General features: G+C 72.3%; 19 protein-coding genes. 18 read left to right on the top strand and 1 reads right to left on the bottom strand.

Annotated elements, in window-relative coordinates; genetic code table 11:
- Nucleotides 1-2 precede the first annotated feature (2 nt).
- Genes asnB through OG514_RS29875 form a run of 16 tightly spaced genes read left to right on the top strand, consistent with a single transcriptional unit; the run spans nt 3 to nt 20,671 of the window.
- Nucleotides 3-1,937 carry an asparagine synthase (glutamine-hydrolyzing) gene (gene asnB / locus OG514_RS29950; RefSeq protein WP_266900097.1) on the top strand — a complete coding sequence of 645 codons (1,935 nt, stop codon included), beginning with the start codon at nt 3-5 and terminating at the stop codon, nt 1,935-1,937.
- Between the two features lie 16 nt (nt 1,938-1,953).
- Nucleotides 1,954-4,134, top strand: a complete 2,181-nt coding sequence (locus tag OG514_RS29945) for a bi-domain-containing oxidoreductase (RefSeq protein WP_266900096.1) — start codon at nt 1,954-1,956, stop codon at nt 4,132-4,134.
- Complete coding sequence (locus OG514_RS29940; protein ID WP_266900095.1) at nt 4,131-6,098, top strand: alginate lyase family protein; 1,968 nt, start codon at nt 4,131-4,133, stop codon at nt 6,096-6,098. The genes OG514_RS29945 and OG514_RS29940 overlap by 4 nt, the downstream gene beginning before the upstream one ends.
- Before the next feature lie 8 nt (nt 6,099-6,106).
- Nucleotides 6,107-7,672, top strand: coding sequence for a right-handed parallel beta-helix repeat-containing protein (locus OG514_RS29935; protein ID WP_266900094.1), 1,566 nt, complete (start codon nt 6,107-6,109; stop codon nt 7,670-7,672).
- Between the two features lies 1 nt (nt 7,673).
- Nucleotides 7,674-8,966 carry an O-antigen ligase domain-containing protein gene (locus OG514_RS29930; protein ID WP_266900093.1) on the top strand — a complete coding sequence of 431 codons (1,293 nt, stop codon included), beginning with the start codon at nt 7,674-7,676 and terminating at the stop codon, nt 8,964-8,966.
- A 7-nt stretch (nt 8,967-8,973) separates the two neighbouring features.
- Entirely contained in the window at nt 8,974-10,251 is a 1,278-nt protein-coding gene (locus OG514_RS29925; protein WP_266900092.1) for a glycosyltransferase, read from the top strand.
- Nucleotides 10,248-11,483 carry a class I SAM-dependent methyltransferase gene (locus tag OG514_RS29920; RefSeq protein ID WP_266900091.1) on the top strand — a complete coding sequence of 412 codons (1,236 nt, stop codon included), beginning with the start codon at nt 10,248-10,250 and terminating at the stop codon, nt 11,481-11,483. Before OG514_RS29925 ends, OG514_RS29920 begins: the two co-directional genes overlap by 4 nt.
- Nucleotides 11,480-12,289 (top strand): glucose-1-phosphate cytidylyltransferase, encoded by an 810-nt coding sequence (locus OG514_RS29915; RefSeq protein WP_266900090.1) that lies wholly within the window; start codon nt 11,480-11,482, stop codon nt 12,287-12,289. The genes OG514_RS29920 and OG514_RS29915 overlap by 4 nt, the downstream gene beginning before the upstream one ends.
- Nucleotides 12,286-12,933 (top strand): PIG-L deacetylase family protein, encoded by a 648-nt coding sequence (locus OG514_RS29910; RefSeq protein ID WP_266900089.1) that lies wholly within the window; start codon nt 12,286-12,288, stop codon nt 12,931-12,933. Before OG514_RS29915 ends, OG514_RS29910 begins: the two co-directional genes overlap by 4 nt.
- Nucleotides 12,934-12,936: 3 nt before the next feature.
- Nucleotides 12,937-13,962 carry an NAD(P)-dependent oxidoreductase gene (locus OG514_RS29905; RefSeq protein ID WP_266900088.1) on the top strand — a complete coding sequence of 342 codons (1,026 nt, stop codon included), beginning with the start codon at nt 12,937-12,939 and terminating at the stop codon, nt 13,960-13,962.
- Complete coding sequence (locus OG514_RS29900; protein ID WP_266900087.1) at nt 13,950-15,233, top strand: DUF4910 domain-containing protein; 1,284 nt, start codon at nt 13,950-13,952, stop codon at nt 15,231-15,233. The genes OG514_RS29905 and OG514_RS29900 overlap by 13 nt, the downstream gene beginning before the upstream one ends.
- On the top strand, nt 15,230-16,531 hold the full coding sequence (locus OG514_RS29895) for a hypothetical protein (protein ID WP_266900086.1): 1,302 nt from the start codon (nt 15,230-15,232) through the stop codon (nt 16,529-16,531). The genes OG514_RS29900 and OG514_RS29895 overlap by 4 nt, the downstream gene beginning before the upstream one ends.
- Complete coding sequence (locus OG514_RS29890; RefSeq protein WP_266900085.1) at nt 16,528-17,478, top strand: glycosyltransferase family 2 protein; 951 nt, start codon at nt 16,528-16,530, stop codon at nt 17,476-17,478. Before OG514_RS29895 ends, OG514_RS29890 begins: the two co-directional genes overlap by 4 nt.
- Nucleotides 17,475-18,764, top strand: a complete 1,290-nt coding sequence (locus OG514_RS29885; RefSeq protein WP_266900084.1) for a polysaccharide pyruvyl transferase family protein — start codon at nt 17,475-17,477, stop codon at nt 18,762-18,764. Before OG514_RS29890 ends, OG514_RS29885 begins: the two co-directional genes overlap by 4 nt.
- The gene (gene rfbC, locus OG514_RS29880; protein WP_266900083.1) at nt 18,761-19,309 is read left to right on the top strand and encodes a dTDP-4-dehydrorhamnose 3,5-epimerase; all 549 of its coding nucleotides are present in this window, start codon (nt 18,761-18,763) and stop codon (nt 19,307-19,309) included. Before OG514_RS29885 ends, rfbC begins: the two co-directional genes overlap by 4 nt.
- Before the next feature lie 36 nt (nt 19,310-19,345).
- Nucleotides 19,346-20,671: a glutamate-1-semialdehyde 2,1-aminomutase gene (locus tag OG514_RS29875; RefSeq protein ID WP_266900082.1), complete on the top strand. Its 1,326-nt coding sequence runs from the start codon at nt 19,346-19,348 to the stop codon at nt 20,669-20,671.
- 17 nt (nt 20,672-20,688) lie between these two features.
- On the opposite strand, the gene OG514_RS29870 is transcribed toward OG514_RS29875, so the two are convergent.
- Nucleotides 20,689-21,363, bottom strand: a complete 675-nt coding sequence (locus OG514_RS29870) for a phosphatase PAP2 family protein (protein WP_266900081.1) — start codon at nt 21,361-21,363, stop codon at nt 20,689-20,691.
- Between the two features lie 364 nt (nt 21,364-21,727).
- On the opposite strand from OG514_RS29870, the gene OG514_RS29865 reads away from it, so the two are divergent.
- Together OG514_RS29865 and OG514_RS29860 are read left to right on the top strand one after the other, a co-directional pair.
- A complete protein-coding gene (locus tag OG514_RS29865) occupies nt 21,728-23,134 on the top strand; it encodes an erythromycin esterase family protein (protein WP_266900080.1) in 1,407 nt (468 codons plus the stop codon).
- Nucleotides 23,135-23,166: 32 nt separating this feature from the next.
- Nucleotides 23,167-23,421: a DUF6332 family protein gene (locus OG514_RS29860; RefSeq protein ID WP_266900079.1), complete on the top strand. Its 255-nt coding sequence runs from the start codon at nt 23,167-23,169 to the stop codon at nt 23,419-23,421.
- Nucleotides 23,422-23,634 lie beyond the last annotated feature (213 nt).

The following is a 23,634-nucleotide window of genomic DNA, read 5'->3' as shown; positions in this document are numbered from 1 at the left end:
ACATGTGTGGCATCGCAGGCACGTACCGATGGCCGGACGGGAAGGTCGTGACCGACCGGCTCACCGACACCCTCGCCCACCGCGGGCCGGACGGGGCGGGCCGGTACAGCCATCCCGTCGGTGACGGCGAGGTGCACCTCGGGCACCGTCGGCTGGCCATCGTCGACCTGTCCGAGACCGGCGCCCAGCCGATGGTCTCGGGCGGCCTCGTCCTGACGTACAACGGCGAGCTGTACAACGCCCCTGAGCTGCGTGCCGAGTTGACGGCCGCCGGGGTGCGCTTCCGCGGTACCTCCGACACCGAGGTGCTGCTCGAAGCCTGGCGGCGCTGGGGCACGGACTGCCTGCCCCGGCTGCGCGGCATGTTCGCGTTCGGGATCTTCGACGAGCGCACCGGTGAGCTGGTGCTCGCCCGCGACCAGCTCGGCATCAAGCCGCTGTTCCTGCTCCGGCGCGGTGCGGGCCTGGTGTTCGCCTCCGAGCTCAAGGCGCTCGCCGCCGCGACCGGCGGTTCGCTGGAGGTGGACCAGGCGGCACTGGTGGCCTCGCTCCTCTATTACTGGGTGCCGGACTCGCGGTGCGCGTACCGCGAGGCGGAGAAGCTGCCGCCGGGAAGCTGGCTCCGGCTCCGGCCCGACGGCCGGACGGAGCGCGGCCGGTACTGGAACCTCCGGGACGTCGCCGCCGAGGGCCGGGAGCGGGCCAGGAGCGGCGAGCTGCCGGACGTGGCCGCCATCGTCGAGGAGTCGACCCGTCGCCACCTGCTCTCCGACGTACCGGTGGCGACCTTCCTCTCCGGCGGTCTGGACTCCAGCTACCTGACCGCGCTGGCCGCCCGCGACCTGCCCGGGATCTCCGCCTACACGATCGGGTTCCGCGCCGAGGACGCCAAGTTCGAGGCGATGCCGGACGACCTGCGCTATGCCCGGCAGGTGGCCGAGCGGTTCGGCGTCGACCTGCACGAGATCGAGATCGCCCCGAACGTGCTCGACCTGCTGCCGCAGATGACGTACCACCTGGACGAGCCGATCGGCGACCCCGCCGCGATCAACACGTTCCTCATCTGCTCGGCCGCCCGGGAGGCCGGGGTCAAGGTGATGCTCTCGGGGATGGGTGCCGACGAGCTGTTCGCCGGCTACCGCAAGCACCTGGCCAACCTGATCGCGCTGCGCTACCAGCGGGTCCCGCGGCCCCTGCGGCGCGGTCTGTCCACGGCCGTGGACCGGCTGCCGGTCGCCTCGGCCCGCCGGGGGTACCGTTCGGTGCGCTTCGCGAAGCGGTTCCTCTCCTTCGCCGACCTGCCGGAGGAGACCGCCTTCCGACGCAGCTACACCATGTACGACCAGGACGAACTGCTCGCCCTGGTCGATCCGGACCTGGCCGGGACGGTCGATGACGTACTGACCGAGCACACGGACGTCTACCAGGACAACGACCTCGACGACTTCGTCAACCGCATGTGCCTGGGCGACGCCCGGATGTTCCTGCCGGGTCTGAACCTCGCCTACACGGACCGGTCGAGCATGGCCGCGTCGACCGAGGTGCGGGTGCCGTACGTGGACGTCGAGGTGGTCAAGGCGGCGTTCGCGGTGCCCGGCGACCGCAAGATCGTGGGGCGGCAGGGCAAGGCCGTCCTCAAGGAGGCGGCCACCTCGATCCTGCCCCGGGAGATCGTGTACCGGCCCAAGGGCCTGTTCAGCGCCCCGCTGCGGGCCTGGATGAGCCGGGATCTGGCACCGCTGGTGCGCGAGGTGGTGAACGACGGCGTGCTCGTCCGGAACGGCTTCCTGCGCCGCGACGCGCTGGCGCGCATGGTCGCCGAGGACGCCGCGGGGCAGCGGGACTTCTCCAAGCATCTCTGGCATGTGCTGACCCTCGAGTACTGGTATCGCGGCGCGACCTCCGGGTCCGGCCGGGATACGCACGAGAAGGCTTAGAAACAAGGGGACTTCGGTGAAACAGGTTGTACAGAACTACAAGACCGGCGAACTCGCGGTGCTCGACGTGCCGGTACCGGGGTGCAAGCCGGGCGGTGTGCTCGTCCGCACCTCCTACTCTCTGATATCGACCGGGACCGAGCTCATGAAGGTCTCCGAGGCCGGCATGTCGATGCTGGGCAAGGCCCGCTCCCGGCCGGACCAGGTGGCCAAGGTCATGCAGAGCGTGGCCACCAACGGGATTCCCGCCACCTACCAGAAGGTGATGGGCAAGCTGGACTCCTACACCCCGCTGGGCTATTCGCTGTGCGGGGTGGTCGAGCAGGTCGGACCCGGCATCGACGACGTGAAGGTCGGCGACGTCGTGGCCTGCGCGGGCAACGAGCACGCCCTGCACGCCGAGCTGAACTGGGTGCCGAAGAACCTCTACGCCAAGGTCCCGGACGGTCTCGCGCCGCGGTACGCGGCCTTCGGCACCGTCGGTTCGATCGCGATGCAGGGCGTCCGCCGCGGCGAGCCGCAGCTCGGCGAGGTGGCCCTGGTCATCGGTCTCGGGCTGATCGGACAGCTGGTGGTGCAGCTCCTCGTCGCCGCGGGAGTACGCGTCGTCGGGGCCGACCCCGACCCGGCTCGCTGCGAGCTGGCCGAGCGCCTGGGCGCCGCGGCCTGCGGCGATCCCGGGTCCACGGCCGTGGAGGCCGCCGTCGCGGAACTCACCGAAGGTCACGGCGTGGACCAGGTGTACCTGGCCGCCGGCGGCGGCAGCAACCAGCCCGTCGAGCTGGCCGCCCGGTTGTGCCGGGACCGCGGCCGGGTCGTCGACATCGGCAAGTGCCGCCTGGACCTGCCGTGGAACGCGTACTACGAGAAGGAGCTGGACGTCCGGTTCTCCCGCTCGTACGGCCCCGGGCGCTACGACCCGGAGTACGAGCTGGAGGGGCGGGACTACCCGATCGGCTATGTCCGGTGGACCGAGCGCCGCAACCTGGCGTGCTTCCTCGATCTCGTGGCCCGAGGCAGCGTCGACGTGGAGCCCCTGGTGTCCCACGTCGCCGACTTCGACGACGCCGTCGACACGTACCGGCGACTGAAGGACGGCGACCTGAAGGCCGTGGCCGTGCTGTTCCGGTACCCCGAGCAGAAGGGGGAGGCACCGGCCCCGGCGGTGGCCGTGCCTGCCGTGCGACGCGGCGGCGGACTTCCCGCCCAGGCCCGCCCGGCGAGGACGCCGGTGCGTCTCGCGTTCGTCGGCGCGGGGAATTACGCGACGTCGATGCTGCTGCCGCACCTGGCCAAGCGCGAGGGCGTCGAGCTGTCGACCGTCGTCACCACGACGGCGCTGTCCGCGGCCAACGCGCAGCGGAAGTTCGGCTTCGCCGAGGCGACCACCGATCTCGACGCCGTGCTCGGCGACAAGTCCGTCGACGCGGTGTTCGTCGTCACCCGGCACAGCTCGCACGCCGAACTGACCCGCAAGGCGCTCCTCGCCGGCAAGACGGTGTTCGTGGAGAAGCCCCTCGCCCTCTCCGAGGACGAGCTGGCCGGGGTCCTCGCGGCGGTGGAGGAGTCCGGCAACGACCGGCTCCAGGTCGGCTTCAACCGCCGGTTCGCGCCGCTGCTGCAGCAGGCCAGGGGGCAGTTCGGCGTCCGGACCGGCCCGGCGAACCTCCGCTATCTGGTCAACGCGGGCCGGCTGCAGCACGGCAGCTGGTACCTCCAGCAGGGCACCGAGGGCTCGCGGTTCGCCGGCGAGGGCGGACACTTCATCGACACGGCGAGCTGGCTGCTCGGGGCCGACCCGGTGTCGGTGTACGCGGTCGCCACGTCCGGCAACGACGACCTGCAGGTCGTGCTGCGCTACCCGGACGGGTCCACCGCCACCATCAGCTACGTCACCACCGGCTCGTCGAGCTTCCCCAAGGAGACGCTGGACCTCGTCGCGGACGGCAAGGTGCTGCGGCTCGACGACTTCGTCCGCGCCTCGGTCTACGGGAGCAAGCGCTGGGTCAGCTCGCGCCTGCCCCAGGCCCGCGACAAGGGACAGAACGCCGAACTGGCCGCGTTCGTCAAGGCCGTGCGGACCGGCGGTCCGATGCCGGTCCCGCTGGAGTCGCTCGTCGCCACGACGGCGGCCACCCTCGCCGTACAGGCCTCCCTGGTCGGCGGCGTGCCGGTGACGCTGGCGGGGGCTCGATGACCATGAGCGCGGGCTGGTACCTGCGGCGGTTGTCCCGGATGGGACCGCGGGAGGTCGGCGGCCGGGTGGGCGACACGGTGCGCAGGCGCCGGTGGCGGTCGGGGCCGCCGGACTGCCCGAGGGTGACCGGCGCCCGGTTCACGGCGGCACTGCCCGCCGGGACGATCGCCGCGATACCTCCGGACGCCGCGAAACGGCTCGTCGCCGAGGCGGACCGGCTGATGGCCGGGCACGCCGAGTACTTCGGGGTGGTCCGCGACGACCTGGCCGACCCGGACTGGTGGTACGACCCGAAGACCGGGCGCCGGGCTCCGTCGGGATACGCCTTCGACGTGCCGTACCGGAACGAGGACGCGGCGGGGGACGTCAAGCAGATCTGGGAGCTGTCCCGGCACCAGTACCTCACCGTGCTCGCCGCCGCCTACGCGATCACCGGGGACGAGCGGTACGCCGAGCGCGTGGCCGAGCACCTGCGGTCGTGGTGGGCGGCCAACCCGCCGCTGCGCGGCGTGCACTGGATCAGCGGCATCGAGCTGGGCATCCGGCTGCTGTCCTGGGTGTGGATCCGCCGGCTGCTCGACGGCTGGCCGGGCGCGGCCGGCCTGTTCGAGAACAACCCGGTGGCGGTGAACCAGGTGTGGCACCACCAGCGCTGGCTGGCCGCCTTCCCCAGCCGGGGTTCGTCGGCCAACAACCACATCATCGCCGAGGCCGCCGGGCAGTTCGCCGCGGCCTGCGCGTTCGCCTGGTTCCCCTCCTCGGCGCGTTGGCGATTCGGCGCGCTGCGGTCCCTTGAGCGGCATCTGCGCGACAACACCTTCCGCTCCGGCCTCAACCGCGAGCTGGCCACCGAATATCACGGACTCGTCCTCGAACTCGGCCTGGCCGCGGTGGCCGAGGCGGATGCCGCCGCCGTGCCGGTCCCCGCGTCGCTCCGACTGGTGCTGCTGCGGATGACCGACGCGCTCGCGGCCGTCGTGGACAGCCGGTTACGGCCGCCGCGCCAGGGCGACGCGGACGACGGGCACGGACTCGTCGTGGACGGCACGGGCACCGACCGCTGGGCCTCGCTCCTCGCCACCGGCGACGCCGTGTTCGGCCGGCTCGACTGGTGGCCGACGGTGACCGGCACCGACGTGCGCTCCCCGCTGCTCGCCGCGCTCATCCGGCCGTACTCGAAGATCACGACCGCACCGGCCGTGACCCGCCCGGCGAGCCGGCCGGCACATTTCGCCGACGCGGGCATGACGATCCTGCGCGGTCCGGGAGAGATCTGGTGCCGCTGCGACGGTGGTCCGCACGGCTTCCTGTCCATCGCCGCGCATGCCCACGCGGACGCGCTGTCCGTGGAGGTCCGGCACGACGGTGTCGACGTGCTCGCCGACCCGGGGACGTACTGCTACCACGGGCAGCCGGAGTGGCGGCAGTACTTCCGGTCGACCCTCGGCCACAACACCCTGCAATGGGACGGCGGTGACCAGTCCGTCTCCGGTGGCCCGTTCCTGTGGACCCGGCACGCCCGCACGCGCGTCCTGGTCGCGGACACGTCCGGCGCCTCCGACGGGGGGACCGTCCGCTGGTGCGCCGAGCACGACGGTTACCAGCGTGCCGTGCACCGCCGCCGGGTGGAGCTGACCGCCGCGAGCCAGGAGCTGCGCGTGGTCGACGAGGTGCACGGCGAGCGCGGGCCCGTGCGCCTGGCGTTCCACCTCGGCCCGGCGATCGCCGCGGACCTGGTGGGGAACCGGGCGGTGCTCACCTGGACCCGGGACGGCGAGGAGCGCTCCGCTGTGCTCGACCTGCCCGGGCAGCTGTCCTGGCGGGCGCACCGCGGCGAGACCGCTCCGCCGCTGGGCTGGTACTCCGCCGGTTTCGGGCGCAAGGAACCCACCACCACGCTGGTCGGCACGGGCTTCGCCGACGGTGTGCAGGGGTTCACCACCGTGCTCGGGTTCCGCGGCTAGGGGGCGGGGTGGGGATCAAGGGGCGGGGGTGGGCGTTGGCGTTCGCGCTGCTGGTGGCGACCGGTTGCACGAGCACGCCGGATGCCCCGGAGAAGCCGTCCGGGGCACCCGCCACCTCCCACGCCTCCGGCGGGCACGGGCACGCCACGCCCGATGCGTCCGGGGCGCCCGCCACGTCCCTGGCCCGCGTGTGCTCCAAGCCCGCCGTCGGGCCCACTAAGGCACCGCCGGGCGCGGTGACGGTCGACCCCGCGGTGGTCGGCGACCTGGCCGCGAAGACCGAGAGCAGCCCCCCGTACACCACGTTCTGGCTTCGGCCGGGCACGCACCGGCTGGAGGCGGACCCCTATGCCCAGGTCATGGCCAAGGAGGGGAACCGCTACCTCGGCGCGCCGGGCGCCGTGCTGGACGGCCGGAAGGTCAACCAGTACGCGTTCAGCGGGACCGCCCGCGACGTCTCCATCCGCTACCTGACCGTGGAGCGTTTCGTCGCGCCGCACGACGAGGGGGTCGTCAATCACGACATGGCCGACGCGTGGGTGATCGAGCACGCGACGATCCAGTACAACTCCGGTGCCGGGCTGATGGCCGGTGCTCGCCAGCAGGTCCGCGCCAGTTGCCTGCGCGGCAACGGACAGTACGGGATGAACGCGTACAAGACCGGTGACTCCATCCGTGGCCTGGTGGTCGAGGGCAACGAGATCGTGGGCAACAACACCGACGACTGGGAGCGGCGGCAGCCGGGCTGCGGCTGCACCGGGGGCATCAAGTTCTGGGCCGTCGACGGCGCCGACGTGCGCGGCAACTGGGTGCACGACAACCGCGGGGCCGGGCTGTGGGCCGACAACAACAACAACGACTTCCGCATCGAGGACAACCTGCTGGAGGCCAACGACGGTGCCGCGCTCATGTACGAGACCAGCTACAACGCGGTCATCCGAAACAACACGATCCGGCGGAACAACTGGGTCGAGGGCCGCGCGTACGCCAAGGACGGCGACGACTTCCCGTACGCGACGGTCTACGTCTCCGAGGCCGGCGGCGAGCCACGGATCCCCGCACGCACGGACCGGATCGAGATCTACGGGAACGTGCTGGAGAACAACTGGAACGGGATCACCCTGTGGGAGAACGCCGACCGGTTCTGCAACAGCCCGGCCAACACGTCGACCGGATACTGCACGTTGCTGGTGAAGGACACCGCCCGCTGCGCACAACCGGCGATCGCGACCGCGCCGCTCTACGCCGACTGCCGGTGGAAGACCCAGCGGGTGGACATCCACGGCAACCGCTTCGTCCTCGACCCGTCCGTCGTCGGGTGCACGGCGGAGTGCGGCCGCATGGCGGTCTTCGCGAACGACGGCACCTCGCCGGACTGGTCGCCGTACAAGGGCAGGCGGGTGGCCGACGCCCTCACCCATCAGCAGCAGAACCGCTGGCACGACAACGTCTACCGCGGACCGTGGAGCTTCGTCGCCGGCGACCGGAGCCGGACCCTCTCCTCCGGGCAGTGGCAGGGCACGCCGTACCGCCAGGACGCGGGCAGCACCTTCGTCCCACGGGCCGGTGGTTGAGATGGGCGGAGACCTGAGGCACGGCGGGCCGCCGGGCGGACCGGACACGGGGGGCACACCGTCCGCCGCCGAGCCACGCCCCGTCGGCACCCCGAAGGCCGTCGGCATCGTCTGGGCCTTGCTGGGCCTCAACACGCTCGGCTCCGCGGGGGCGAAGACCGTCGTCGCTCTGCCCCGCTCCCTCATCCAGATGGCCACCATGGGTGCGCTGGTCGCCGCTTTCGCGCTGGCGCTCGCGCTCAATCCCCGGCTGCGCATCCGGGCCAGCGCCTTCCTGTTCCTGCTCACCCTGCTGCTGGTGCCGAGCGTGATCGCCAGCGTGCAGGTGGACGTCGGTTTCGGCGCACTGTTCCGCTGCGCCCGGCTGGCTCTCTTCGTGGGCACTCTGTGGCTGCTCAGCCGCTGGTGGGACGGCAGCCTGACGTTCGTCCGCTACCACATCCGGATGTACTTCGCGGTGCTCGTGCTGGTGGCCGTCGGCCTGGTCGTCGCACCGGGCACGGCCCTGCCCGAGTACTACGGCGGGCGCCTCGTCGGCGCGTTGTGGCCGCTCACCCCGCCGCAGATCGGGCAGTACGCGGCGGTGGCCATCGGGCTCACCGTGCTGCTCGTGCTGGGGCGCCGGGCCGACAGGACCAGCGCGGTGGTGGTCATCGTGCCGTCGCTCGTCCTGCTCGCGTTCACCCATACCCGGACGGCCACGCTGGGGCTGCTCATCGGGTTGGTCCTGGCCATCGGTTCGCTCATCCTGACCAGCGCCGCCGCCCGCCGGTTCTTCGCCTGGGCGGTGCTGTGCGCCACGGTGGCCGCCGTGGTGTTCAGCTCCGCGCTGCGGGCGTGGTTCCTGCGCGGACAGAGCCAGCAGAACTTCGCCAACCTCACCGGTCGGGCCAAGGTCTGGGACGCCCTCCTCGCGGAGCCCCGGTCGACCGGGGAGAAGGTGTTCGGCACCGGCCTGGGCGACAAGTCCTTCGACGGGCTGCCGATCGACAACAGCTGGCTGGCCGTCTACGACGAGCAGGGTCTGATCGGCGTCACCATCGTGGCGGCCGTCATCGCCGTGCTGGGCGGGGTCGCGTTGCTGCGGCCACCGTCGCTGCCGAGGGCCTGCGCGATCTTCCTGATCGGCTACTGCGCGATCTCGTCGTACACCGAGGTCGGGCTCGGCGACGCCTCGGCGTATCTGCTCCATCTGGCCCTGGCCGCCTCGCTCCTCGTGGCACCGGCCGCGGCGACGCCGCTCCCTACGGCCGAAATCCCCCGACGACGTATCCCTCGATGGGCCAGGAGGTGACCTGAGCATGCATGTCCTTGTGGTGCACAACCGATACTCGTCGGCGCAGCCGAGCGGGGAGAACAGGGTCGTCGACGAAGAGGTGGGGCTGCTGCGCGCGGCCGGCCACCGGGTCGACGTCTTCGAGCGGCGCAGCGACGACATCGCCGCCCGGTCCCTGCTCGGGAAGGCCGCGGTGCCGCTTCTTGTGCCGTGGAACCCGGGGGTCCGCACGGAGCTCGCCGCCCGGCTGCGCGCCGACCGGCCTGACGTGGTGCACGTCCACAACGTCTTCCCGCTGCTGTCCCCCGCGGTCCTCGCCGCCTGCGCCGACGCCGGCGTGCCCGTCGTCGCGACGCTGCACAACTACACCCAGGTCTGCCCGCCCGGCACGCTGCACCGGGACGGCCGGCAGTGCACCGAGTGCGTCGGATCGAAGGCGTCGCTGCCCGCCGTCCGGCACGGCTGCTACCGGAACTCCCGGCTGGCGACGGTTCCGCTGGCGGTCAGCCTGTCGGTCAACCGGCGGCGGTGGTGGTCCGGGGTGGAGCGGTTCTTCTGCATCTCGGCGGCACAGCGTGACGTCCTGGTGCGGTCCGGCATGCCACCCGAGCGGCTGGTGGTCAAGCACAACTTCGTGCCCGACCCGGGCACCCGCCGCGACGGCGTCGGCGAGCACCTGCTCTTCCTCGGCCGGCTCGCGGAGGCCAAGGGTGTGCGGCTGCTCATGGCCGCGTGGGACGAGATCGCCGCGGACGGCGGGGTGGGCGTGCCGCTCGTGATCGCCGGCGCGGGGCCGCTGGAGCGAGAGGTGACCGCCTGGGCGGCGGGCCGGGACGACGTGCGGTACGCCGGGCTCTGGGACCCGGCGGAGTGCCGGCAGGGCGTCGCGCGGTCGGTCGCCGTGGTGGCTCCCTCGATGGCCCTGGAGACGTTCGGTCTGGTGGTCGCGGAGGCGATGGCGGCGGGGGTCCCGGCCGTCGCCGCCGCCCACGGCGCCTTCGTCGAACTCGTCGACGAAGGGGTGACCGGGCTGCTGCACCAGCCGGGCGACCCTGCCTCGCTCGCGTCCCGGATGCGCCGGGTCGCGACCGAGCCGGGTCTCAACCGGGAGATGGGCGAGGCGGCCAGGCGCCGGTACGAGCAGGGGTTCAGCCCGGCCGTCGGGCTTGAGCGCCTGGTGGAGGAGTACCGCACCGCGATCGCGGGGCGGTCCGGCGGCGGGCGCGGCGCGCCGCCGGTAGGGAACGAAGACACTGGCTCGCGGCGGGGCACCCGCGCGAGCAGGGATGGGGGCAGTAGATGACTGGTTGCCGACTCTGCGGTTCGGCGGCGCTGGCCGGCGTCGTCGATCTGGGGGCGACCCCGCCGTGCGAGAGCTTTCTCGCCGCGGACCAACTGGACCAGCCGGAACCGGCGTACCCGCTGCACCTGCGGGTCTGCACCGACTGCTGGCTCGCGCAGATACCTCCGCTGATCACGCCGGAGGAGACGTTCACGCAGTACGCGTACTTCTCCTCGTACTCGACCTCCTGGGTGGAGCACGCGCGCGTGTTCGTCACCGAGGCCGTGCAGCGGGCGGGGCTCGGCCCCGAGGCCTTCGTGGTCGAGGTCGCGAGCAATGACGGCTATCTGCTGCGGCACGTGGTGGACCGTGGGATCCGCTGCCTCGGCATCGAGCCGTCGGTGAACGTCGGCGCCGCGGCGCGCGACGCGGGGGTGCCCACGCTGACGGAGTTCCTGTCCCCGGACACCGGTTCGGCCGTCCGCGCCGAGCACGGTCCGGCGGACCTGGTCGTGGCCAACAACGTGTACGCGCACATCCCCGACGTCGTCGGGTTCACCCAGGGGCTGCGCGCCCTGGTCGCCGACGACGGCTGGGTCTCCATCGAGGTGCAGCACCTGCTGACCCTGATCGAGGAGAACCAGTACGACACGATCTACCACGAGCACTTCCAGTACTACACGGTCGCGTCCGCGATCCGGGCGCTCGCGAGCGGCGGACTCGCGCTCGTGGACGTCGAGTTGCTGCCCACGCACGGCGGCTCCATCCGGCTGTGGGCCCGGCCGGCCGAGGTGGCCGGTGAGCCGACCACGAGGGTGGCCGACGTGCTGGCCCGGGAGAAGGCCGCCGGGCTGCAGGAGCTGTCCGGTTACACCGAGTTCTCCGCCCGGGTGGCCAAGGTGCGCCGGGACCTCCTGCGGTTCCTCATCGAGGCGGCCGAGCGCGGCGAGACGGTCGTCGGCTACGGCGCCCCGGGCAAGGGCAACACCCTGCTCAACCACTGCGGCATCCGGCCCGACCTGCTCCCGTACACGGTCGACCGCAACCCCTACAAGCACGGCAGGTTCACGCCGGGCACCCGCATCCCGATCCTGCCGCCCGAGCGGATCGCCGCCGACAGGCCCGACTACGTCCTCGTTCTCCCGTGGAACCTGCGGGACGAGCTGGTCGAGCAGCTGTCCTTCGTGCACGCCTGGGGCGGCCGGCTGGTCTTTCCCATCCCGGAACTGAGCATTGTCGAGGTCAAGGCATGAAGGTCGTACTGTTCTGCGGCGGGTACGGGCTGCGCATGCGCAGCGGAGCCTCCGACGACATCCCCAAGCCGATGGCGATGGTCGGCCCTCGGCCGCTGATCTGGCACGTCATGCGGTACTACGCGTCCTTCGGGCACACGGAGTTCATCCTGTGCCTCGGGTACGGGGCCCACCACATCAAGGACTTCTTCCTCAACTACGAGGAGACGACGTCCAACGACTTCGTGCTGCGGGGCGGGCGGACCGAGCTGCTCTCCACCGACATAGCCGACTGGACGATCACGTTCGCGCAGACGGGCATCGAGTCGCCGATCGGGGAGCGGCTGCGCCGGGTGCGGCACCACCTGGACGGCGACGAGATGTTCCTCGCCAACTACGCCGACGTGCTCACCGACGCCCCGCTGCCGGAGATGATCGACCGGTTCGCCCGGCGCGACGCCGGTGCGTCGATGATGGTGGTACCGCCGCAGTCGTCGTTCCACTGCGTGGACCTGGGCGAGGACGGCCTGGTGGGGGGCATCACCGCGGTGAGCGACATGCCGCTGTGGGAGAACGGCGGCTACTTCGTGCTCCGCCAGGAGGTCTTCGACCACATACCGGAGAACGGGGACCTGGTCGCCGACGGTTGTGCCCAACTGGCCAAGCGCGGACGGCTGGTGGCCTATCAGCACCGCGGCTTCTGGAAGCCGACCGACACCGTGAAGGAACGGGCCGCGCTCGACGCCGGCTATGCCCGGGGCGACCGCCCGTGGGCGGTGTGGGAGCGGGACGGAGCGAGCGCGAGCGCCTCGGTGAGGACCGCGTGATCCGGCTCGGCGCCGGGCGCCTGGAGCGGATCGTCGCGGTCGGGGCGCACTGCGACGACATCGCCATCGGCGCCGGCGGCACGCTGCTGACGCTGTGCCTCGCCCGGCCGGGTGTCCGGGTCGACGCGCTGGTGCTCTCCGGTGGGGGCAGCGAGCGCGAGGAGGAGGAGCGGGCCGCGCTCGCCGCCTTCTGTCCGGGCGCCGACCTGCGGCTGACCGTGCTCAAGCTGCCGGACGGCCGGATGCCCACCCACTGGGAGGAGGCCAAGGCCGCGGTCGAGGAGCTGCGCGGGCGGACCGATCCGGATCTGGTCCTCGCGCCCCGCACCGATGACGCGCACCAGGACCACCGCGGCCTGGCGCGGCTGATGCCCACCGCGTTCCGCGACCACCTGGTGCTCGGCTACGAGATCGTCAAGTGGGACGGCGATCTCGGCCGTCCTTCGGCGTACCAGCCGCTGTCGCCGGAGATCGCCGAAGAGAAGGTGCGGCTGTTGCAGGAGCACTACCCCTCGCAACGCCACCGGCCCTGGTACGACCGGGAGGCCTTCCTCGGCCTCGCACGAATCCGCGGAATCGAATGCCACGCGCGCTACGCCGAGGCGTTCGCCGTCACCAAACTCACTCTCGACCTGGGGGAATGAACCTTGCGCGTACTGCTGACCGGACACCAGGGCTACCTGGGCACCGTGATGGCTCCCGTCCTCGCGGCCGCCGGGCACGAGGTCGTCGGTCTCGACTCGGGCCTGTTCGCGGACTGCGTCCTCGGCCCGCCGCCCGCGGACCCGTCCGGGCACCGGGTGGACCTGCGCGACGTCACGGCCGAGCACCTGGCCGGGGTGGACGCCGTGATCCATCTGGCCGCGCTCTCCAACGACCCGCTGGGATCGCTGGCGCCGGACCTCACCTACGACATCAACCACCACGCGTCCGTACGGCTCGCCGAGCTGGCCCGCGACGCCGGAGTGCGGCGCTTCCTGTACGCGTCCACCTGCTCGGTCTACGGCGCCTCGGGCGGTGACGACCTGGTGGCCGAGGACGCGCCGCTGCGCCCGGTGACGCCGTACGCGGAGTCCAAGGTGCGGGTGGAGGACGACCTGCACGCGCTCGCCGACGGCGACTTCAGCCCGGTGTACATGCGCAACGCCACCGCCTTCGGCTTCTCGCCCCGGCTGCGCGCCGACATCGTGCTGAACAACCTGGTGGGCCACGCGCTCCTGTCCGGCGAAGTCCTTGTGATGTCCGACGGCACCCCCTGGCGCCCGCTGGTGCACGCCGTCGACATCGCACGGGCCTTCACGGCCGCGCTGACCGCGCCGCGCGAAGCGGTGCACGACCGGGCGTTCAACATCGGCAGCGAGACCAACAACGTCACGGTCGCCGAGATCGCCGAGCAGGTCGCCGAGGCGGTGTCGGGCTCGAAGGTGGTGATCACCGGGGAGACCGGTGCCGATCCGCGGTCGTACCGGGTGGACTTCGCCCGGTTCCGCGCCGCGATCCCCGGCTTCGACTGCGAGTGGACGGTGAAGCAGGGGGCGCTCGAACTCGCCGACGCGTACCGGACGTTCGGTCTGACCCAGGAGGACTTCACCCGGCGCTTCACCCGCCTTGCCGTGCTGCGCGCGGCGTCCGAGGCCGGCACCGTCGACGGCACCCTGCGGTGGCGCCGATGACCTCGACCGGCGAGGAGATGCACGCGCTGGTGGAGCGGTTGTACCCGCTCTGCCGGAGCATCACGGGCGACGGTGTGCGCGCCACCCTGGAGATCATCGGCGAGTACGTTCCGCTGCAGGTGCACGAGGTGCCGACCGGGACGCAGGTGCTCGACTGGACGATCCCGCAGGAGTGGAACATCCGGGACGCGTACGTCGCCGACACCGCCGGCAACCGGGTGGTCGACTTCGCCGCGTCCAGCCTGCACGTCCTCGGCTACAGCGTGCCGGTGTCGCGGACGATGCCACTTGCCGAACTGCGCGAACATCTGCACACCCTGCCGGACCACCCGAGCTGGGTTCCGTACCGCACCAGTTACTACACGCCGGAATGGGGGTTCTGTCTGGCGCAGGAGACCTTGGACGCGCTGCCGGACGGCGAGTACGAGGTGCGCATCGACTCCACGCTCGCGGACGGGCACCTCACCTACGCCGAGCACGTGGTCCCCGGGCAGGTCCCCGACGAGGTGATCGTCTCCTGTCACGTCTGCCACCCGTCCCTGGCCAACGACAACCTGGCGGGCATCGCGGTGGCGACGTTCCTGGCCAGGGCGCTGGCGCAGGGGACGCCGTACTACACCTACCGGTTCATCTACGCGCCCGGCACCATCGGGGCGATCACCTGGCTGGCCCGCAACGCGGAGCGGATCGAGCGGGTCAAGCACGGGCTCGTGCTGGCCTGCGCGGGCGACTCGGGCCGGCTGACGTACAAGCAGAGCAGACGCGGCGACGCGGAGATCGACCGGGTGATGAGGCATGTCCTCGCGGCCACCGAACGCCCGCACCACGTCACCGAGTTCACTCCTTACGGCTATGACGAGCGGCAGTACTGCTCGCCCGGGTTCGATCTCGGTGTGGGTTCGCTCAGCCGGACCCCGTACGCCGGCTACCCCGAGTACCACACCTCGGCCGACAACCCGGACTTCGTCTCCCCGGCGGCGATGGCGGACACGCTCGACGTCTGCCGCGAGGCGTTCGCCGTCCTCGACCGCAACCGGCGGTACCTCAACCTCAGCCCCTACGGGGAACCGCAGCTGGGACGGCGGGGGTTGTACGAGTCGCTCGGCGGCCGCAGTGACGCCAAGCAGGCCCAGATGGCCATGCTCTGGGTGCTCAGCCTCTCCGACGGCGAGCACGGTCTGCTCGACATCGCCGAGCGGTCCGGGCTGCCGTTCGACACGGTCGTCGTCGCGGCCGACGCCCTGGGCGCCGCCGGGCTGATCAAGGCATGACGCCGATGACCACCGAGGGGGAGACGACGACACCGGCGGACCGGCGGACCGCCAAGCGGGCCGTCGCGGGCAGGCTGTCCTGGGGACTGGCCGACCAGGCGGCCTCCAGCGTGTCCAACTTCGCGGTGGGGATCTACGTGGCGCGCTCGTTGGGTCTGACCGCGTTCGGCGTGTTCAGTCTGGCCTGGGTGACCTACGGCGTGGTGCTCAACGTCTCCCGCGGACTGGCCACCGATCCGCTCGTGGTGCGCTTCAGCGGCGTGTCGGCCGGGTCCTGGCGCGCGGCGGTGGCCCGGTCGTCGGGCACCGCGCTCGGCGTCGGCGCCGCGCTCGGCGCGGTGTCTCTGGTGGCCGGCCTCGCTGTCGGCGGCCGCGTGGGGACCGCGTTCGCCTGCCTCGGCGTCGTCCTGCCGGGACTGCTCCTGCAGGACGCGTGGCGGTTCGCGTTCTTCGCCGCCGGCGCCGGACGGAAGGCGTTCGTCAACGACATGGTGTGGGGCGTCGCGCTCGTCCCCGCCCTGGTGGTGGCGGCCAGGGTGGGCAGCGTGGCCGCCTTCGTGCTCGCCTGGGGCGCGTCCGCCGGGGTGGCCGCGGTGTACGGCTGTCTCCAGTCCGGCATCCGGCCCCGGCCGACCGGGGCGCGCGAGTGGCTCGACAAGCACCGCGACCTCGGCTCCCGGTACCTGGTCGAGAACGTCACCAACAGCGGCGCGAGCCAGTTGCGGGCGTACGGGCTCGGCGCGATCGTCGGCGTCGGCGCGGTGGGGGTGATCCGCGGCGCCGAGCTCCTGCTCGGCCCGTTCCTCGCCGTGCTGATGGGGCTGTCCCTGGTCACCGTCGCCGAGGCGGCACGGGTGCTGCGGCGCTCCCCGCACCGCCTCGGCGCGTTCTGCCTTCTGCTGGGCGGCGGGCAGGCCGTCGCCGCGCTGCTCTGGGGCGGGGCGCTGCTGCTCGTTCCCGATCGGTTCGGCGAGCTCGTGCTCGGCGGCGTCTGGAGCGCCGCCTCGGAGCTCATCGTGCCGGTCACGGTCGGCGTCGCGGGCGCCGGCCTCGGCACCGGCGCGGCGGCCGGGCTGCGCGCGCTCGGCGCGGCCCGGCGCAGCCTGCGCAGCCAGCTGATCGCCTCCGCCTGTTACGTCGTGGGCGGGCTCGGCGGCGCGGCGGCGGCCGGCACGGTCGGCTCGGCCTGGGGCGTCGCCGCCGCGACGGTCTGCGGCTCGGCCGTGTGGTGGCTGCACCTGCGCTCGGCCCTGCGCGAGCACCACCGGAACCCCCTTCCCGAAGTGAGGACCTCATGACCGCCCGACCCCGGCTCAGCATCGGCCTGCCCGTGTACAACGGCGAGGAGTACCTCGCCGAATCGCTCGACGCCCTGCTCGGCCAGACGTACGAGGACTTCGAACTGGTCATCTCCGACAACGCCTCGACCGACGGTACGCAGGACATCGCCCGCCGGTACGCCGACAAGGACTCACGCATCCGGTACATCCGGCTGCCCCGGAACATCGGCGCGGCACCGAACCACAACTACGTGTTCACCGAGTGCCACGGCGAGCTGTTCAAGTGGGCCTCGCACGACGACCTGTACGCGCGGGATCTGCTGCGGCGCTGCGTGGAGGCGCTGGACGAGCGGCCGGAGGTGATCCTCGCGCACGCCGACCAGGCGGTCATCGACGGCGAAGGTCAGGTGAAGGTCCCCTACGAGTACACGCTCGCCACCGGCTCCCGGCACGCGCCGGAGCGCTTCCGCAGCATGCTGTTCGAGCCCGGCGGCGACGACTTCTACGGGGTGATGCGGGCCGACGTGCTGCGCCGGGTGAAGCCGCACGACAGCTACCACCACGCCGACCGCACGTTCGTCTCCGAGATCGGCCTGCACGGGCCCTTCCACCAGGTGCCCGAGCTGCTGTACTTCCGCCGCGACCACCCCACCCGCGCCGAGCGGGCCAACCCTTCCAAGCGCTCCCGGTGCGTCAACCTGGACCCGCGCCGGGCAGGCCTCCTGCACCCGACGCCCAGGCTGCTCGCCGAGTACGTCTGGGGCTTCGTCTCGGCGATCCGGCGGGCGCCGCTGTCCGCCGCCGACCGTCGCGCGTGCTACGGGCACCTGGCCTCGTGGGCGACCAGCCGGGTGCGGCCGGGTGCCGGCGAGCGGGTCGAGGACCGCGCCCCGGTCGACCCGGCCCGCCTCACCGTCTCGGTCGACGCCCTCGTCGCCGGCCGCGAGGGGAGGCGGCAGGCATGACGTCGGCGGACGGAACCCCGGTACGTGTCGGGGTGTTCGGCCTGCTCGGCTCGGGCAACCTCGGCAACGACGGGTCGCTGGAGGCCGTGCTCGGATACCTCCGGGAACAGCACCCGGGGGCGGTCGTGGACGCGCTGTGCGGCGGGCCCGAGGTCGTGAAGGCGCGGTACGGGATCCCCGCGACGCGACTGCATTGGTACCGGGGGGAGTATCGGACCGCGTCACGCGCGGGCGCGGTCGCGGGGAAGGGCCTGGGAAAACTGGTCGACGCCTTCCGCACCGCCTCCTGGGTGCGCCGGCACGACGTGGTGATCGTGCCGGGCATGGGCGTCCTGGAGGCCACGCTGCCGTTGCGGCCGTGGGGCTTCCCGTACGCGCTGTTCCTGCTCTGCGCGTCCGGCCGCCTCTTCGGGACTCGGGTCGCGCTGGTCGGCGTCGGCGCCGCGCCGATCGGCAACCGGGCGACCAGGGCCCTGGTCGGCTGGTCGGCGCGGCTGGCCACGTTCCGGTCGTACCGGGACGCCCAGTCCCGCGACGCGCTGCGGGCGATGGGCGTGGACACCGCGCGTGACGAGGTCCACCCGGACCTCGCCTTCGCCCTGCCGGCGCCGCAGCCCCCCGAGCTCTCGGCTCCGACCGGGCCGGGAGGTACCCCCCTCGCGCCCTCGGGTCCGCCGGGTCCGGTCTGCGTCGGCGTCATGGCCTTCCACGGCGGCGACGACGACCGCGCCCGGGCCGAGGAGATCCACCGGCGCTACCTCGACGGGACGATCCGCTTCGTCCGGGCGCTGGTCGAGGAGGGCAGGCCGGTCCGGCTGCTCACCGGCGACGAGGCCGACGGCTCGGTGGTCACCGCGATCCTCGACGCGGTGGACTCCCCGCTGGTCACCGCCGCCGAAGCGGCCTCGCTGGCCGACCTGATGAAGGAGATGGCCGCCGCCGACACCGTGGTGGCGACCCGCTACCACAACCTGGTCTGCGCGCTGAAGGTCGGCGTGCCGACGCTCGCGCTCAGCTATGCGGCCAAGAGCGACGCGCTCATGGCCGAGATGGGCCTCGCCCCGTACTGCCACCCGGCACGCGAGGTCGACGCCGACCGGCTGCTCGATCAGTTCCGGGCGCTGGAACGGCGAGCGGCGGAGCTGCGGCGGACCCTCACCGAGCGGAACCTGACCGCCGCCCGACGTCTCGAAGACCAGTTCACCGCCTTGACGGCGGCCCTGTTCCCTACGACCGACCCGACCCACGCCGACGCCCACGCCCACGCCTTGCGGGAGACCCCATGAAAGCGATCGAAGTCCCGGAGATCGACGGCGCGTACCTCTTCGAGCCGACACCGTACGCCGACGAGCGCGGCTTCTTCTGCCGCACCTTCGACGCCGACGTGGTCCGCTCGGTGGGCCTCGACCCGGACGCCTTCGTCCAGGACAGCCTGTCCCGGTCGGCCAGGGGCGTGCTGCGCGGTCTGCACCTGCGCTCCGGCGCCGGTGAGGCCAAGCTGGTGCGCTGCTCGTACGGGAAGGTCTTCGACGTCGTCGTCGACCTGCGGCCCGGCTCGCCGACCTACCGCAACCGGGCCTTCTTCGAGCTGTCCGGCGAGACGCAGGTGACCCTGTACATCCCCGCGGGGTGCGCGCACGGCTTCCAGGCGCTGACGGAGACCGCCGACACCTCGTACCGGATCGACCGCCCGCACGATCCGGCCGAGGACGTGACGATCGCCTTCGACGACCCGGAGCTCGCCATCCCATGGCCGCTGCCGGCCGTATCGATGTCCCAGCGGGACCGGGAGGCGCCGGGACTCGCCGAGGCCCTGCAGCGGAAGCCGTGAACCAAGCCCTGAAGCACAAGGAGAAATGAAGTCAGCGTGGACACCGAAGAGTTCCTCCTCCCCCGGTCGCGGCAGGCGAACGAGCGGCTGCACGCCCTGATCCCCGGGGGCGCGCACACCTACGCCAAGGGCGACGACCAGTACCCCGAGAACCTGGCCCCGGTCATCAGCCACGGCCGCGGCGCCCACGTGTGGGACGTCGACGGCAACCGCTACATCGAGTACGGGTCAGGGCTGCGGTCGGTCAGCCTCGGCCACGCCCACCCACGTGTGCTGGAGGCGGTACGGCGGGAAATCGACCGCGGCAGCAACTTCGTCCGGCCGTCCATCGTGGAGGTCGAGGCCGCGGAACGCTTCCTGGCCACCGTGCCGACCGCCGAGATGGTCAAGTTCGCGAAGAACGGCTCCGACGTCACCACCGCCGCGGTACGCCTCGCCCGCGCCGTCACCGGACGCCCCCGGGTGGCGGTCTGCGGCGATCATCCGTTCTTCTCCGTCGACGACTGGTTCATCGGCACCACACCGATGTCCGCCGGCATTCCCGCGTCGACCACCGAGCTCACCGTGGCGTTCCCCTACGGGGACCTGGCCGCCACGGAGGAACTGCTCACCCGGTACCAGGACGAGGTCGCCTGTCTGATCCTCGAACCCGCCGGCCACGCCGAGCCGCCGCCGGGGTACCTCGCCGGTCTGCGCGAACTGGCCGACCGGCACGGCTGCGTACTGGTCTTCGACGAGATGATCACCGGCTTGCGCTGGTCCGAGGCGGGCGCCCAGGGCCTGTACGGCGTCGTCCCCGACCTCTCCACGTTCGGCAAGGCGCTGGGCAACGGGTTCGCCGTCTCCGCGCTGGCCGGGCGCCGCGATCTGATGGAGTGGGGCGGGCTGCGGCACTCCGGCGACCGGGTGTTCCTGCTGTCCACCACGCACGGTGCGGAGACGCACTCGCTGGCCGCGGCGATGGCCGTGCAGACGACCTACGTCGAGGAGGGCATCACCGCGCGGCTGCACGCCCTCGGCGAGCGGTTGGCCGCCGGTGTCCGCGAGGCCGCGGCCGGCATGGGCGTCGGCGACCACCTCGTCGTCCGTGGCCGGGCCAGCAACCTGGTCTTCGCCACCCTCGACGAGAACCGGCAGCCGTCGCAGGAGTACCGCACCCTGTTCCTGCGCCGTCTCCTCGCGGGCGGGGTCCTCGCCCCGTCGTTCGTGGTGAGCAGCGCGCTCGACGACGCCGACATCGACCGCACCGTCGACGTGGTGGCCCAGGCGTGTGCGGTGTACCGGAAGGCACTGGACGCCGCCGACCCCACCCCCTGGCTCTCCGGGAGGCCGGTGAAGCCCGTGTTCCGCCGCCTGGTGTGAGGTGACGTGACCTGACGTCAGCGGCGCTGCCACCGAGCGTCGCCGGAGATCCGGTCGACCAGCCACGCGGTCGCCGGAACGACCGCCAGCGCGGTGCACCAGCCGCCGAGGACGTCGGTCGGGTAGTGCGCGCCCAGGACGACCTGCGCCCAGCCCATGGCGGCACCGGCGGCCAGCGCCGCCGCGAGCACGAGCGAGACGCCGGCCGTCCTGCCGAGGCCGAACCGGCCGGTCGCGAGCAGCGCCACGACGAGGGCCAGCGCGGTGAGGAAGCCGGTGTGCCCGCTCGGGTAGGACAGGTTCTCCTCGCCGTGGATGGTGCGTCCCACCAGGTGCTTGAGGAGCCTCGTCGTCGCCACGGTGATGCCGACAGCGGCGACGACGAGCACCGCCGCGCGAGGACGCCGAAGCAACAGGCAGCCCGTCACGGTGGCCGCGACCAGCGCCGCGGCTCCCATGGGTTCGCCCAGGAAGTCCGTGGCCAGGGCGACCTGCCGACCCCGCGGCCCCACGTCCTCCACCGCCGCCACGATCCGCGCGTCCACCGTGCCGGACCGGCCGGCGTCGGCGTACAGGACTCCGAGCACGACGACGACCAGTGCGCCGAGGACCGCGGTCAGCCCGAGCCACGCGCGCAACGACGGGAGCAGCACCACGGGTGCGGGCCGGTCCCCTTCGGCCAGGCGTTCCAATGCGAGCCCCCCGTCGTGTCCGGCCGTCGTGGCCGGCCCACCCTCCGGCGACCATATACCGCGGGCAGGGCCGGATTTGGGCCGATCTCCTCCTCCCCCGGGCTTCGTCCGACAGACGTCCGAGAAGGCCCGCGGTTGCTGGTCCCCCCACGACTTCGCGTCGGCGGGCAGATGGGTGCGGAGCCCCGGCCCGGCCGAGCAGCCGGGGGGTGTCCCCCGGAGCGAGTCGGTGGGTCACCCCAGCGCGGTCCGCGCCACAGTGAACGAAGATCACTTCGTCGGCTCGGGGAGCCATCGCACGCAAGGAGTGATCAGAATCCACAGGTACAGGAAGACGACCGGCCGACGAGGATTCCTCGTCCTCATGGGAGCGCTCGCCGCCACGACGTCGGCCGCCCCCCTGGCCGCCGCGGCACCGGCCGGACGGGCGCCCTCGGCCGCACCCGACGCCTCCGCCGCTTCGGCGCTGTCCGCCGACTCCGGCGCGGCGAACGGGAGAACAGCCCTCGTACGGTCTCTGGAACGGGCCGCTCACCCGCTGGGTTCCACGGAGCCCGGCGGCAGGACCGGGGACCTGCGGGGGCTGAGCGCCATGGTCGGCGATGCGAAGGTGGTGGGTCTGGGCGAGGCCACGCACGGTTCGCACGAGTTCTTCGCCATGAAGGAACGCGTCTTCCGGCACCTCGTCGAGGAGCGCGGCTTCACCACCTTCGCCTTGGAGATGAGCTGGTCGGCGGGGCTCCGGATCGACGAGTACCTCCAGGGCGGTCCCGGAGACCCACGGAGGATCGCGGAGGAGACGCTGGCCGGATCCCCGTGGGAACGTGAGGAGTTCGTCAGCCTGATCGGCTGGATGCGCGAGCACAACCGCCGTCACCCCGGCCACCGGGTCCACTTCATGGGGGACGATCTGGGGGCGCCGAAGCTCGGCGACCACGTCTTCGCGCGGGTGCTGTCGTCCGTCGGCGAGACCCGGCCCGAGGTGCTCCCCCGGCTCACCGAGCTGTACGCCGGGCTGCGCCCCTTCGACGACGTCTTCGCCCATCTGCGCAAACCCGTCGCGGAACGCGAGGAGTACGCGGCGCGCGCCCAGGAGGCACTCGACCTGGTCGCCGAGGACCAGGAGTCCGACGGCACGGACTACGCGTGGACGGTGCGGCACGCCCTGAACATCGCGCAGACCTTCGCCTTCGCCACCGTCGACCTCGCCGACCCGGCCTCGGTCACCGCCGCCGAGCTCCTGCGCGACCAGGCCATGGCCGACAACGTGCTGTGGTGGCAGCGCCACACCGGCCACAAGATGCTGCTGTCGGCCCACAACGGCCACGTCGGATACCTCTCGACCCACCCGGACATGTACCCGCGGACCCAGGGCGCCGTGCTGCGCGACCGCCTGGGCGACGGCTACGCCGCCATCGGCTTCAGCTTCGCCGGCGGCTCCTTCCTCACCAAGGACACCTCCCTCGACGGGGAGTGGAAGCCGGTCACCGTCCCGGCAGCACGCCCCGGCATGAACGAACACGTCCTGGACCGGGTCGGGTACCGGGACTTCTACCTCGACCTGCGGACCGCACCCGCCGCTGCCCGCGCCTGGCTCGACCGTGCCCGGCCGGTCTACGACGCGGGCTCGACCTTCACCCCCGATCCCCTGCCCACCCTCGCCCTCGGCCGGGCCTACGACATCCTCATCCACCTCCATCGGGTCCGGGCGGCCGACGAACTGCGACCGCCGGCCCGTGGATCAGTCGCCGCACCACGTGTGAGGGTCTGACGGTCGCCCGGGGTTCATGTGAGACTTGCCGGATGGACCAGGGGCGCGAGTCGCGGTGGGAGAAGGACGCCATGACGGTGGAGATCATGTTCGCCCTGGTGACGGCCGGTGCGCTGGCCGCGCTCGTCTTCGGTGTGCTCCTGGTGCCCGCGATGGCCGTCGGTGTCTCCGAGCCTGCGGGGAAGGGCCTGCTCGTGGTGGGGGCCGTGCTGGCCGGCGCCGCCGCGGTGTGGCGTGTGGTGCGCGTGCTGCTCCGGTTCGACGCGCGTCGGCGTCAGGGGCGTTGACCCGAAGTTGCGGACCCGCAGTTCGGCCACCGAGTCGATCGGCTCGTGCGCCGGGGCGCGCCCGACCCGCTCCGGCCGTGCCGTGCCGTGCCTACGGAATCGCGGGCGGGTCGTGTCGTGGCGCACCCCCGGGAAGGCTCCTTCCCGGGGGTGCGCGACTGCCTGAGTCATGCCGAACTCAGGTTGGCTCGGCGGGCGTTCCGTTGAGCGGGG

It is taken from the genome of Streptomyces sp. NBC_00572, from assembly GCF_026341815.1.
Classification (GTDB): domain Bacteria; phylum Actinomycetota; class Actinomycetes; order Streptomycetales; family Streptomycetaceae; genus Streptomyces.
This window is presented reverse-complemented; position numbering and strand designations above follow the sequence as displayed.